We start from the raw sequence: 13,373 nt of genomic DNA, 5'->3' as shown, positions 1-13,373 counted from the left end.
CACACTACCCTTACTACAGAAAGGAGTGCCGGGATGAAGATATTTTTCGTGATTCTTATCATTGGCATTATACTATTGGCTTTCATACTGTTTGATATCTTCATGGGGCGTGCCGTTTACAAAAAAAACGCGTACGAGCCTGTTTTTTCAAAAAAGGAGAGTGATATCGAATTGATCCACTGCGGTGCTGATCTTGTGGAACGGATGATGAAAGATATCAGCCAGGCCGCTTCCTCTGTTCACGTGATGTTTTTTATTATGAAAAACGATGAGGTCAGCCACAATATGTTTACGCTGCTGAAAACAAAAGCCCAAGCCGGTGTTTCAGTTTATTTGCTGCTGGACTGGTCCGGCTGCCAAAAAATCAAAAAACCGGCGCTGGAGACGATGAAAAATGCCGGGGTTCATGTGCATTTTCTGAACAAACCTCGTTTTCCTTTTTTCTTTTTTCATATGCAGAAACGGAATCACCGGAAAATCGCTGTGATAGACGGAAAAATCGGTTATATCGGCGGGTTTAACATCGCTGAGGAATACCTTGGAAAGAAGGCGAAGTTCGGCAATTGGGAGGATTATCATCTGCGTATAAAAGGAGAAGGGGTGCATGATCTTCAAACGCTTTTCGCTTCCGATCTGAAACGAAATACCGGAATCGAACTTGGCACGGATGTTTGCCCGGATCTTCCGCAAGGGAATATCTCTCATAAGATTTATGCGACTGACGGTTATTCTCTTGAAAAAACGTATTTGGCAAATATCGCGCAGGCAAAAAAACGCATTACCATTTGTACACCGTATTATATTCCGACAAAACCGCTTCAGCAGGCCTTGGTCAAAGCCAGAAAAAACGGTGTAGCTGTTACGATCATCGTACCGATGAAATCAGATCATCCGCTGGTCCGAGAAGCAGCTTATACCTATTATTCGGAGCTCTTGGATGCCGGCTGCCTGATCTACCGTTTTTATCAGGGGTTTTATCATGTGAAAGCCCTGATCATTGACGATCATTTCAGTATCATTGGAACCGCCAATTTTGATCAGCGAAGCTTTTTTTTAAATGAAGAAGTGAATGTTGAAATTGATAATGAGGCATTTACAAAAGAAGTCTATGCCACGATTGAAGAGGATATGAAAAGGTCGGAGCTGCTGACAAAGGAAAATTTCAAAAAGCGCACGTTCAGGCAGCGTCCGGCGGAATGGCTTGGCAGAGCATTATCTTATTTTTTATAAAGGAGAGTTCCTATGATTTTCAGATTCGGGTTCGTTTCAAACGCGATGAGCCTTTGGGATGCGTCTCCCGCTAAAACACTGACATTCGCGCGTTATTCCAAGCTTGCAAAGGATGAAAGAAAAGAAGCCCTGCTGTCCGTGACAAAAGCCAATTTGCAAAATACACTGAGAACCCTTCACTATATCATCGGCCACAGCATTCCTTTGTACCGTTTTTCCAGTTCGATTGTTCCGCTGGCCACGCATCCCGATGTCATGTGGGATTTTGTAACACCGTTTCAAAAAGAGTTTCGGGAGATCGGGGAGCTTGTCAAAACACATCATCTGCGAACAAGCTTCCATCCAAACCAATTCACCCTGTTTACAAGCCCGAAGGAAAACGTCACAAAAAATGCGGTAACCGATATGGCGTATCACTACCGCATGCTTGATGCCATGGGCATTGCTGATCGCTCTGTTATCAACATTCATATCGGCGGCGCTTACGGAAATAAAGAAACCGCCACTGCACAATTTCAACAAAATATAAAGCAGCTGCCTAAGCAAATCAAACAGCGGATGACGCTTGAGAATGACGATAAAACATATACGACGGAAGAAACGCTACAGGTTTGCGAACAAGAGGACGTTCCATTCGTCTTTGACTTTCATCATTTTTACGCCAATCCAGATGATCAGGCAGACCTGAATGAAGCACTGCCCCGGATGATCAAAACGTGGGAGCGGATTGGGCTGCAGCCGAAGGTTCACCTGTCCTCTCCAAAATCGGAGCAAGCCATACGCAGCCATGCCGATTATGTTGACGCCAACTTTTTGCTGCCGCTGTTGGAACGCTTTAGGCAATGGGGGACCAATATTGATTTCATGATTGAAGCAAAGCAGAAAGACAAAGCGCTTCTCCGCCTGATGGATGAATTAAGCTCCATCCGCGGGGTCAAACGCATCGGCGGCGGCACACTGCAATGGAAATCATAAATGTGCATTATCAGGTTTAAGATTCGTCCGCCCTGGGAACATACGCTATATAAGACAACAATGATGGAGGAGAAAGAACATGAAAAATATCAAGTCTCTAAAAGTAGCCGCACAGGCATTTACTTTAAGAAATTTGATTCATCTTTATAAAATGTGCCATTCCGGCAGCCACGAGGTCTATATTTATTCGAAGAAAACGATGTGCAAAATCAAAAACTTAATTGAGCTTGAGACGTTCCGTATGGCTCATGATGAAAAGGAATATCTCATTGTAGTGGAAGGAACAAAAGCGTCCCAGCTGGTTGAAAAGTTTCAAAATATCATCGAGCCTGCTGAAAAAGAAGCGCTCTGACTTACATATAAAAAGGATAGACGTCGATGTCTATCCTTTTTCTTATGGTCATACATAATGAAGCTGAACCGCCTGTCCAAATTGTTTCAGCCCTTTTAACCGCAGCTTTTTTTCATTCGTTAGCTCGTGAAACAGCGGAATGCCTAGACTGGAATAATATTTTCTAACCCTGCACCATTTGCCCGAATTGCGCCTGATGCAGCCTGCTGTAAAGACCGCCGGCTTCAATCAGGTCATGATGGCGCCCTTGCTCTTCAATTCCGTTCTTTGTGACGACCACAATTCTGTCCGCGTCTTTGATCGTCGCCAGCCTGTGGGCGATCACGAGCGTGGTGCGCCCCTCGGACAATTCTTGCAGCGCCTTTTGGATCGCCGCTTCTGTTTCTGTATCAAGAGCCGAGGTCGCTTCGTCGAGAATCAGGATCGACGGATTTTTCAAGAACATCCGCGCAATGGACAAGCGCTGCTTTTGCCCGCCGGAAAGCTTCACGCCCCTTTCACCGATGATGGTATCCAATCCATCCGGCATGTGATGGACGAGCTCTTCCAGGTGCGCCTGCCTCACAGCCTGCCAAATTTCCTCTTCTGATGCGTCCAGACGGCCATATGCAATATTCTCTCTAAGCGTGCCCGAGAACAAGAAAACGTCCTGCTGCACGACGCCAATCTGCCCCCGCAGTGAAGACAGCGTCATGTCTTTAATACTGATGCCGTCGATCGTAATGTTGCCCTCCGATGCTTCATAAAAGCGCGGAAGCAGACTGCAAAGCGTTGATTTTCCCGCGCCTGACGGACCGACGAACGCAACCGTTTCCCCTGCTTGAATGGATAGGTTTATGTCATCGAAAACACTGTGATGGTCGTCATAGCCAAACGAAACATGTTCATAGCGGATATTGCCCCCCAGAGCGGAAACATCTCTCGCATCAGGAGAATCCTGGATATCCGGCTCTGTCTCCATCAGTTCCATATAGCTTTTAAAACCGGCGATGCCCCTTGGATACATTTCGATAATGGCGTTAATTTTGTCAATGGGCCTGAACAGCACATTCGTCAGGAGCACAAACGCCACGAATTCCCCGTACGATAAGGAACCGCGAATGACAAACCACGTTCCGCACAAAAGGACAAACAATGTGACAAACCGAGTCAGCATGTAGCTGATTGAACCGTTTTTCGCCATGATTTTGTATGAGGAAAGCTTTGTGATACGGAAACGCTGATTGTTGACGGCGAAGCGTTCTTTTTCAAACGCTTCATTGCCGAACGCCTGCACGAGCCTGATGCCGCCGATGTTATTTTCCACACGCGCGCTGAAGGCTCCGATATCTTTGTTCAGCGCGGTAAACGCTTTGGTCATTTTTTTGTTGAAATAAAGCGCGAGCCATATGACAATCGGCATGATGATAAATGTTAGTAATGCCAGCTGCCAGTTAATAAACAGCATCACCCCGAACGCCCCGAGAATGGTCATGATGGCAATGAATAAATCTTCCGGGCCGTGATGGGCAACTTCGCCGATGTACATTAAATCGTTCGTCAGCTTCGACATGAGCGTTCCCGTCTTGTTGTTGTCGTAAAATTTGAACGAGAGCTTTTGCAAATGGTCAAAAAGCGATTTTCTCATATCGGTCTCGATATTGATCCCGAGCATATGCCCCCAGTATGTCACGATATACTGGAGAGCCGAGCTGAGCGCGTACACCGCAAATAATCCGATTGAAGTCGCGATGATCAGGCCCCAGTCCCTGCCCGGAAGCAAGGTATCAATAAAATAATTGACGATTAAAGGAAAACTCAGCTCCATTAAGCCTCCCGCGATCGCCGAAAAAAAGTCGAGAAAGAACAACGTTTTATATGGTTTATAGTATGAAAAAAATTGCCGCAACACCCTATCTTCCTCCAATGCATAAATAACTGATAATTTTTCTCAATTATACTATACACTGTCTGTATTTAAAGATCAGATTTCTTTTTCTTACAGAACGCCTGAAAATAGACGGGCAAAGGATTCTTTTGTCCGGTCGGTCACCCCTCTTTTGTAAAAGGCGACAGGGGTGAGTTTTTCACTGTCCAGCATATCCTCTTCAAAATGGTCTTCAAGGGTGTGTATCGCTTCGGCATCCGTGAAGAACACGTTCACTTCAAAGTTGAGCTGGAAGCTGCGCATGTCCATATTCGCTGTGCCGACCGAGGCGAGATCACCATCAACAATCATCACCTTTTGATGCATGAAGCCTTTTTGGTAGGAGTACACTTCAATGCCCTCAAGAAGCAGCTCCGGGAAATAGGACCTCGACGCGTATTGCGTCAAAAAGCTGTCGTTCGTCTCCGGCACCATAACCCTTACTTCTACTCCTTTTGTCGCCGCCGCTTTCAGCGCCGTGCGAATGGACTCATTCGGGACAAAATAAGGCGTGGCGATCCAGATTGATTTCTGGGCTGAAGTAATCATTTCATAATAGAGGTCGCTCATGCTTTCCTTCATGTCGGGGCCTGTCGCGACAATTTGATATATGCCCCCTCCCTCCACGGGAACAGGCATATTGTATTTCTCTTGATCTATTAACACTTCACTGGAGACGTATTCCCAATCCAGCATAAAGATGGCGTGAAGCGTTTGCACAATTTCTCCTTCCAGCCGGAGGTGAGTGTCTCTCCAAAACCCGATATACGGATCTCTGCTGATATACTCCTTCCCGACATTTAATCCGCCCACAAAACCGATTTTCCCGTCGATGACTACGATTTTCCGGTGATTTCTGAAATTCAATTTTTGGTTGAAAAACCCGTATTTCAGCGGAGAAAACGGAACGATGTCCACTCCCGCTTGTTTCATTTTCATGATATCTCTTCTTGCCAGCTTGATGCTTCCTGCGGCGTCGTATAAAAACCGCACCTCGACACCTTGACGCGCTTTTTCCATCATAATGTCCATCATGCCGCGGCCGAGCATGTCCGACTTGAACATGTAGTATTCAATATGTATATAAGATTCCGCTTTCCGCATCGCTTTGAAAATATCGGGAAAGGTTTCTTCGCCGTTTTTCAGCACTTTGATATCGCTTTTCGTATTGATATTCATATGGGCAGCCCTGATGGAATACGTAAAGAACCTTTCCTGATTGTCCTTAAGACCTGTCACTTCCGGCGTTTCCTCCCTGTCAAACAGCTTCCTGAGCTTTTCCCGGTTGTACATTCGTTTTGTTTTAAAAAGCTTTCCCTTCACATAAAGCTGTCCGGAAAACAGATAAAACATATAGCCGATGATAGGAAAAAAGACGAGAATATGGATCCATAACAGCGTGTGCTGCGAGGTGCGGTTTTCAAGAATTAACGAATAGATGCTGAACAAAATAATGCTGACATAGCAAAGCAATCCTCCGTAAAACTCAAGCCTGGAAACCGGAAAAAACCATATGATATAAGCCCCGATGAGCATGATATATAAAAAGAAAAATTCCAGTTTCCTTTTCAGCATCCTCACTCTCTCCAATCTGATTCAATTACCTCCTTATACCTCTTTTCCCTAGTCTGTAAACCTTTCAAAAAAATCCCCTCCGCGCGAGGCGGAAAGGCTTAAGATGATGCTTCCTGTGATTGGCCGGGTGTGATGTTCCGGAGTAACCCGGGCTTGAGTGAATAGCTGCTTTTGATTTTATTTTTGAAGAAGCCGACGATCAAACCCGTCGCTGCAATCGACACTAGGGAGAAGAGGCCTTTCAGCAATCCGACGGAGAAAATGCCGGCCAGCACTACGCCAAAATCGAAGAGAAAATTAACTGTACCCGGATTCCATCCGTAGCGCTTTTGCAGAAATAAAGCGAGAATATTGGCGCCCCCGAGCGATGCCTGATGATAAACCTGAGCGACAAGCCAAACCCGATCAGCGTCCCGCCGCAAATCGCCCCGGCAAGCGGTGAAAATGAGACAGACGGCAGCCAATGATCCGCGCTTGTAAACAGAGTCAGCGTTGTGACTGCAAATACAGTGGATAAGGTGAATGTAATGCCCATTCTGATGAGAGAAAATACATAAAACGGAATATTGACCAGAGAGAAGATCATGGCAAACGAGGAATGAAACAAGTATGACAGGCTTAGTGACAATCCGGCTGTGCCGCCGGTTAATACGTGAGAATGTCTGAGTGTCAGAACTCCGGCGCTTGTGATAAGACAAGCAGTTAAAATGAGTAAAATTCGTTTCATTCTTCACTCTCCTTTTTTAGATGATGTCATTTCCACCTACAAACATAACAGGATACCCGGCCGCCCAGCTATTGCCTTGGCAGAAAATATCTTATGTTTTCAAAAAATCCCCTCTTGCAAGGGGGATTTTTACGAGCGTTTCCGATACACGACATAGCTTCGTGTCAGATATTTGAGCGGGAGACTGAACACGTGAACCAGTCTCGTAAACGGCCAGAGGATTAAAACGACGTATCCGATTATGATATGAAGCTTAAACCATATCGGGACCTTCTCCATCAAAGAGGCGTCAGGCCTGAACAAAAAGATCTCCCTAAACCACGGTCCGACTGTTGTCCGGTAATCAAATCCTTTCGAATCAATGTTGAGAAATGTGGCGGCAAGGCCCGACAGCATCATAAACAGCAGCAGAATAAGCGTAAGGATATCCGATGGCGAGCTGGTTTTGCGGATTCTTTTGTCAAACAGCCTTCTGTACGTCAGGATGAAAAGTCCGGTACATGCCGCGATTCCGGCAGGCAGGCCCGCGCCAATCGCCATTTTGTGATACACATGCTCTGAAATGCCAATGGAAGCGTACACGGCTTCCGGGATCAGAATGCCCATGACATGCCCGCCGATAACGCACAGCATGCCCCAGTGAAAAAGGGTGCTGCCTGCCGCAAGTTTTTTCTTTTCTAACAGCTCGCTTGATTTCGCGGTCCAGCCAAATTGGTCATGCTGATAGCGGTAAATATGGCCGCCGATGAAGAACGTCATGACAATGTATGGCATCACGCCCCACAGGATCTGCCCGCTCATGGCTGAACAGCCCCTTCAACGCCTTCACGTACGCCGATGTGTTCCAGCGCGGCCAGTAGCACGTGCAGCAGCTCCGCATAGATACTGGCATTTTTTTCGAGGCGGGATGCCAGCTCCCTCACATTGGACAAATACTTTTCAAACACGCTATTCGCAGCTTCAATCTCCGCAACCGCGGCAAATTCCAGCATAAGCGGGAGATAATCAGGCAGCTCTTTGTCTGTCGGCAGGAAACCGGATTGCTGGTAGGTGTTTTTTAAATGCAGCAATTCAATACCGCGTTCCCTTTGCTCGCCTGAGTTAAAGTAGGTGACGTACATATTCGTTTTTTTCCCGAAGTCGAACGTATAGACATAGTGTTCAATCAGCGCTTCATGAGAAAAGCTGGCTGACGCCTCGAAAAAGTGCAGCAGCAGCTCCCGGATTTGTCGGTTGCCGATTTCATGGGTAAGAGCCTTCCAATCGGGAAGCTCGGCTCTCCACTCTTCGTCTGGATAAGACAGAAGACAGGAAAGAGCGGAGAACGTGATTTGCCGGTCTGTGGTGTTCATCTTGTTACACCTCATTTATCAAAAATTAAAAACAAGAGCCGGGGCCGCCTGAAAATGATAAGCCGCAGCTCCCTTGTTCAGCGTATAAATCAGACACTTCTTCTCGGTGGCTGCTTGGAATCACAAAGCGATCATCATATTTTGCGATCGCAAGCAGCCGATACATGTCTTCAATTTGCTGTTCTGTTAAGCCGACGCTGGAGATCAGTGCCGGGTCGATGGATTTATTCGTCTGGACCGCTCTCATATACTGGCGCATGACAGACATTTTCTTTAACGTTGACCGAATATGATCCGTATCACCAGCCGTTAAAAGCTGCGCCAAATAGTCAATCGGAATTCTCATTTGGTCGATAGCCGGAAAAATATCTTCCGCAGATTGCTGGCTGCCTTTTCCTTCAAAGAGATTCATAATCGGGCTCAGCGGCGGAATGTACCAAACCATCGGCAGTGTGCGGTACTCAGGGTGAAGCGGCAGCGCAATCTTCCAGTCAATGATCATTTTATAGATCGGCGATTGCTGAGCAGCCTCTATCCATTCAGCCGGGATGCCTTGTTCTTTTGCCAGCTTGGCAACCTCAGGATCATTCGGATCAAGAAAAACGTCCAATTGGGAATGGTAGAGATCCTTTTCATTTTCAACAGATGCCGCTTCCTCCACTTTGTCCGCGTCATACAGCATGACGCCGAGGTAGCGTATTCTGCCTACACACGTCTCGGAGCAGATGGTCGGCAGTCCGGCCTCCAGGCGCGGAAAGCAGAGGGTGCATTTTTCCGCTTTGTTCGTTTGCCAGTTAAAATAGACTTTTTTATAAGGGCAGGATGAGACGCAATATCGCCATGAACGGCACGCGTTTTGATCCACAAGCACAATGCCGTCCTCCTCGCGTTTGTACATGGCGCCTGACGGACAAGAGGAAACGCACGCCGGGTTGATGCAGTGCTCACAAATACGCGGCAGATACATCATAAAGACCTCATCGAATTCTGTTTTGATTGATTCCTCCATCTTTTGCACGTTTGGATCTTCAAGCCCTGTAATATGGCCGCCTGCGAGGTCATCCTCCCAGTTCGGGCCCCATTCGATATTCATGAAATCCCCCGTCAGCGACGATTTCGGGCGCGCCACCGGCTGGTGTTTTTTCTGCGGGCTGTTTGTTAATGTTTCATAATCATAGTTCCAAGGTTCATAGTAATCATCAATCGACGGCTGGTTTGGGTTATAGAAAAGGCCTGCAAGCCGATTCGTTTTCGGGCCGGATTTCAGCTCGAGCTTTCCTTTTTTCAATGTCCAGCCGCCTTTATATTTGTCCTGGTCCTCCCATTGCTTCGGGTAGCCGATGCCCGGCTTTGTTTCTACATTATTGAAGTACATATATTCCGCACCGGCACGGTTTGTCCACGTGTTTTTGCAGGTGACGCTGCACGTGTGGCAGCCAATGCATTTATCCAAGTTCATGACCATACCGATTTGCGCTTTAATCTTCAAGCCAATCGACCTCCTTCAGCTTGCGGATGACGACGTTCAGGTCGCGCTGATTCCCTGTTGGACCGTAATAGTTAAAGCCGTAGCTGAGCTGGGCATAGCCCCCGATCATCTGTGTCGGCTTGACGTGAATCCTTGTCGGGCTGTTGTGGGTGCCTCCGCGGTTATTCGTCAGTTTTGTGCCGGGTACGTTGATGTGGCGGTCCTGGGCATGGTGCATAAACGCCATTCCTTTAGGAATCCGGTGAGACAGAACCGCTCTCGCGACGACAACGCCATTTCGGTTGAAGCACTCAATCCAATCGTTGTCCTTGATATCCGTGTCCTCAGCATCATCTTTATTCATCCACACGGTCGGCCCGCCGCGGAACAGCGTCAGCATCGGTAAAGAATCGAAATACATGCTGTGGACGGACCATTTATTATGCGGTGTCAAATAATTAAGGACGATTTCTTTGCCCTCTTGATCTGGCCGTTTGCTTAGAAACGGACGATGCTGGAGGATCGGTTTAAATGTCGCCATCGTTTCACCGAATTCCATCATCAGTTCATGATCGACATAATAAGATTGTCTGCCGGTCAGTGTTCGCCACGGGATTAATTTTTCTACGTTCGTCGTAAACGGCGAGTACCTGCGTCCCCCTTTTTCCGAGCCGGTAAATGCCGGAGACGTGATGACTGTTTTTGGCTGGGCTGTAATTTGTTCGAACGTAAAGCATTCTTCCTCTCGCTCTTCCGCCAGGTCTTTTAGCTTCAGGTTTGTGATGTTTTCAAGTGATTCCCAGGCTTTCACAGCGACTTTTCCATTTGAAGTGGATGATAAGGTTAAAACTGCCTCTGCCGCCTGCTTCGCTTCACTTATATTCGGACATCCCTTGGCAACGCTGTCCGTTGTGATTTCTCCCAGTCTCTTTTTGAGTGATTCATATTCAGCGGCTATCGACCAGCTCATCCCTTTTGTTCCGCTCGGTTTTAGGGCGGCTTGAGGACCTAGCGCTGTCATTTTGGCGAAAATTTGTTTATAGTCCCGCTCAACAACATGGATGTTCGGCATCGTTTTTCCCGGAATGGCTTCGCATTCGCCCTTGCTCCAGTCATTGATTTTGCCGAACGGCTGGGCCAGTTCCTGCATGGTGTCGTGAAGGAGCGGCGTCGCGACCACTTCTTTCACCGGCTCCATATCGACTTCTTCTGCCAAATCAGAAACGGCTTTTGAAAGTGCTTTGAAAATATCCCAGTCTGACTTCGATTCCCACGGGGCCGAGATGGCCGGAGCAAAAGGATGAATAAACGGATGCATATCTGTGCTGCTGAGATCGTGTTTTTCATACCATGTCGCCGCCGGAAGCACGATATCGGAATAGAGCGCCGTGCCGGCCATTCGAAAATCGAGATTGATTAACAAGTCGAGTTTACCTTCCGGCGCCTGCTCCCGCCATTTGATTTCTTCAGGGCGGATGCTGTCGCTGTCGTCATTCATTAATCCATTTGTCGTCCCCAGCAGATGCTTGAGAAAATATTCATGCCCTTTTCCTGAACTCGAAATCAGATTTGCCCGCCATACGAAGAGATTCCTCGGGAAATTGGCTTCATGGTCTGGATCTTCAATCGCGAATTTCAGCTTTTTCTCTTGAAGCTGTGAGGCCACGTACGCACCAACGTCTTCAGGTGTTGCTGCCCCTGCTCTTTCAGCTTCTTTGTATAGGTCAATTCCGTTTTGATTGAATGTCGGATAAGACGGCAGCCACCCTAATCGCGCTGCCAGCACATTGTAATCGGCATGATGCTTGTAGCGGGATGACGCAGCGATCGGCGAAGCCAAGTCATTGATCGGCTGGTCCTCGTATCGCCACTGGTCTGTTGCAAAGTAGAAAAATGAGGTGCCGTTTTGCAGCTTGGGCACGCCCTCCCAGTCCTTTGCATTTGCAATCGTCTGCCACCCTTCAGCAGGGCGGAGCTTTTCCTGCCCCACATAGTGAGCCCAGCCTCCTCCGTTTACACCTTGGGCGCCTACCAGCAAAACAAGATTTAACACCGCCCGGTAAATCGTATCGGAGTTGAACCAGTGGTTAATCCCCGCTCCTACGATAATCATGGACCGGCCGTCTGTATCGATCGCATTTTGGGCAAACTCTCTGGCAATCTTCATGACGGCTTCTTTTTTGATTCCTGTCATCTTTTCCTGCCAGGCAGGCGTGAACGGCTCAGGATCATCATAGGAGACAGCTGATTGTTCGCCGATGCCCCGGTTCACGCCATAGTTGGCCAGTATCAAGTCAAACACGGTCGTGACACAAACCTCTTCGCCGTTCAGGTTCAGTTTTTTTAAAGGAAGATCCCGCTCAAGCACTTTGTTTCCGTCATCTGAAAAATACGGGATGCGCACCGTGCCGATTTCGTCCTCTATTCCGAGTACAGAGAGACGGGGTTCTATCGGTTCCCCGGTTTCTTCATCGATCATGTGCAGGTTCCATTTCTGCTGCCCGTCCCAGCGGGAGCCCATTGTTCCTTGCGGTATGGCAAATGTGTTTGTCTGTTCATTCCAGACCGCAGGCTTCCACTGGTCATGCTCTGTCTTGCGGCCAATGTCCTTCGCATGCAGAAACCGCCCCGCTGTGTATGCGCCATTTTCTTTCGACAGGGTGACGAAAAATGGAAAATCCGTGTATTGCTTCGCATAGTCAATGAAACGTTCCGTCTCTTGGTTCACGTAAAATTCCTGCAAAATGACGTGACCCATGGCCATTGCAAGCGCCCCGTCAGTCCCTTGGCGGATACTCAGCCAGTCATCCGCGAACTTTGAGGATTCCGCAAAATCCGGACTGATCGAAATGACCTTCGCGCCTTTATAGCGGGCCTCAGCCAAAAAATGCGCGTCAGGTGTTCTTGTTAACGGAACGTTGGAGCCCCATGTGATGATATAGCCTGAATTGTACCAATCACTGCTTTCCGGAACGTCTGTCTGGTCACCCCAAATTTGCGGGGATGCCGGAGGAAGATCCGCATACCAATCATAAAAACTGAGCATAGGGCCGCCGATTAAAGACATAAATCGGGAGCCTGAGGCGTGGCTGAGCATGGACATGGCCGGAATCGGAGAAAAGCCGACATTCCGATCTGGACCGTATTTCATGACTGTATAGAGCAGAGAGGCTGAAATCAGCTTCAGTACCTCCGGCCATTCAGCGCGCACAAAACCGCCTTTCCCTCTTGCTTTTTTATAAGACTTCGCTTTTTCAGGGTTTTCAACGATTGATTTCCAGGCTTCCAATGGATTTTGATGAGCCTGCAGAGCTTCCCGCCATAAATTGATCAGCACACCGCGCACGTATGGATATTTCACACGGAGCGGGCTGTAGATATACCAAGAAAAACTGGCCCCCCGCGGACAGCCTCTCGGTTCAAAATCAGGCATATCAGGGCCTGTTGATGGATAATTCAAGTTTTGTCCTTCCCACGTAACAATTCCGTTTTTCACATATATATTCCAGCTGCATGACCCCGTGCAGTTGACACCGTGGGTTGAGCGCACGACTTTGTCGTACTGCCATCTGTTTCTGTATACATTCTCCCAATCGCGATCTTCGCGGGTCGTTTGGCTATGTTTATTTGAATGGTGTTCAATAGGAGAGAAATAGTTTAATCTCCTAAACAACGGACTCATTTTCTTTTTCTTCATGAGCGTTCACTCCTTCCGAGTCAGGTGATGCTAAGTTCACTATAAACAGAGACAGCGTGTTTTCTTGTGAACTATGTCACACACTCTGCTT

At 47.7% G+C, this 13,373-nt stretch carries 9 protein-coding genes and 2 pseudogenes; 3 read left to right on the top strand and 8 right to left on the bottom strand.

Features of this window, described 5'->3' with window-relative positions; translation table 11 throughout:
* Positions 1-33 precede the first annotated feature (33 nt).
* From cls (ACMX2I_RS02585) to ACMX2I_RS02575, 3 genes are all read left to right on the top strand, one after another.
* Positions 34-1,230: a cardiolipin synthase gene (cls, locus tag ACMX2I_RS02585; protein ID WP_414956086.1), complete on the top strand. Its 1,197-nt coding sequence runs from the start codon at positions 34-36 to the stop codon at positions 1,228-1,230.
* Positions 1,231-1,242: 12 nt separating this feature from the next.
* The gene (uvsE, locus tag ACMX2I_RS02580; protein WP_414956085.1) at positions 1,243-2,205 is read left to right on the top strand and encodes a UV DNA damage repair endonuclease UvsE; all 963 of its coding nucleotides are present in this window, start codon (positions 1,243-1,245) and stop codon (positions 2,203-2,205) included.
* 79 nt (positions 2,206-2,284) lie between these two features.
* On the top strand, positions 2,285-2,557 hold the full coding sequence (locus ACMX2I_RS02575) for a hypothetical protein (RefSeq protein WP_010328953.1): 273 nt from the start codon (positions 2,285-2,287) through the stop codon (positions 2,555-2,557).
* 48 nt (positions 2,558-2,605) lie between these two features.
* Here ACMX2I_RS02575 and ACMX2I_RS02570 read toward each other — a convergent pair.
* The 8 genes and pseudogenes from ACMX2I_RS02570 to ACMX2I_RS02535 form a co-directional block, all read right to left on the bottom strand.
* Positions 2,606-2,701 (bottom strand): annotated as a pseudogene (locus ACMX2I_RS02570) (dihydrofolate reductase); the annotation flags it as partial.
* A gap of 19 nt (positions 2,702-2,720) precedes the next feature.
* Complete coding sequence (locus ACMX2I_RS02565) at positions 2,721-4,448, bottom strand: ABC transporter ATP-binding protein (RefSeq protein ID WP_414956084.1); 1,728 nt, start codon at positions 4,446-4,448, stop codon at positions 2,721-2,723.
* An 87-nt stretch (positions 4,449-4,535) separates the two neighbouring features.
* Entirely contained in the window at positions 4,536-6,038 is a 1,503-nt protein-coding gene (gene cls, locus ACMX2I_RS02560) for a cardiolipin synthase (RefSeq protein ID WP_414956083.1), read from the bottom strand.
* Positions 6,039-6,136: 98 nt separating this feature from the next.
* A pseudogene (locus ACMX2I_RS02555) lies at positions 6,137-6,765 on the bottom strand (YitT family protein).
* A gap of 129 nt (positions 6,766-6,894) precedes the next feature.
* Positions 6,895-7,566: a respiratory nitrate reductase subunit gamma gene (narI, locus tag ACMX2I_RS02550; RefSeq protein WP_414956082.1), complete on the bottom strand. Its 672-nt coding sequence runs from the start codon at positions 7,564-7,566 to the stop codon at positions 6,895-6,897.
* Positions 7,563-8,117 (bottom strand): nitrate reductase molybdenum cofactor assembly chaperone, encoded by a 555-nt coding sequence (narJ, locus tag ACMX2I_RS02545; RefSeq protein ID WP_414956081.1) that lies wholly within the window; start codon positions 8,115-8,117, stop codon positions 7,563-7,565. The genes narI and narJ overlap by 4 nt, the downstream gene beginning before the upstream one ends.
* A 25-nt stretch (positions 8,118-8,142) precedes the next feature.
* The gene (gene narH / locus ACMX2I_RS02540; RefSeq protein ID WP_087992730.1) at positions 8,143-9,606 is read right to left on the bottom strand and encodes a nitrate reductase subunit beta; all 1,464 of its coding nucleotides are present in this window, start codon (positions 9,604-9,606) and stop codon (positions 8,143-8,145) included.
* Complete coding sequence (locus ACMX2I_RS02535) at positions 9,596-13,282, bottom strand: nitrate reductase subunit alpha (RefSeq protein ID WP_414956080.1); 3,687 nt, start codon at positions 13,280-13,282, stop codon at positions 9,596-9,598. The genes narH and ACMX2I_RS02535 overlap by 11 nt, the downstream gene beginning before the upstream one ends.
* Positions 13,283-13,373 lie beyond the last annotated feature (91 nt).

The sequence above is a fragment of the Bacillus sp. SW14 genome (genome assembly GCF_047608225.1).
GTDB classification, from domain to species: Bacteria; Bacillota; Bacilli; order Bacillales; family Bacillaceae; genus Bacillus; species Bacillus subtilis_G.
Note: the sequence above shows the minus strand (reverse complement) of the source record. Positions and strands in the feature narration are given on the sequence as shown.

Bases quoted from the DNA above. Each gene is read 5' to 3' on its own strand.
- cls (WP_414956086.1), top strand. From the start codon at position 34: ATGAAGATATTTTTCGTGATTCTTATCATTGGCATTATACTATTGGCT.
- uvsE (WP_414956085.1), top strand. From the start codon at position 1,243: ATGATTTTCAGATTCGGGTTCGTTTCAAACGCGATGAGCCTTTGGGAT.
- ACMX2I_RS02575 (WP_010328953.1), top strand. From the start codon at position 2,285: ATGAAAAATATCAAGTCTCTAAAAGTAGCCGCACAGGCATTTACTTTA.
- cls (WP_414956083.1), bottom strand. From the start codon at position 6,038: ATGCTGAAAAGGAAACTGGAATTTTTCTTTTTATATATCATGCTCATC.
- narI (WP_414956082.1), bottom strand. From the start codon at position 7,566: ATGAGCGGGCAGATCCTGTGGGGCGTGATGCCATACATTGTCATGACG.
- narJ (WP_414956081.1), bottom strand. From the start codon at position 8,117: ATGAACACCACAGACCGGCAAATCACGTTCTCCGCTCTTTCCTGTCTT.
- ACMX2I_RS02535 (WP_414956080.1), bottom strand. From the start codon at position 13,282: ATGAAGAAAAAGAAAATGAGTCCGTTGTTTAGGAGATTAAACTATTTC.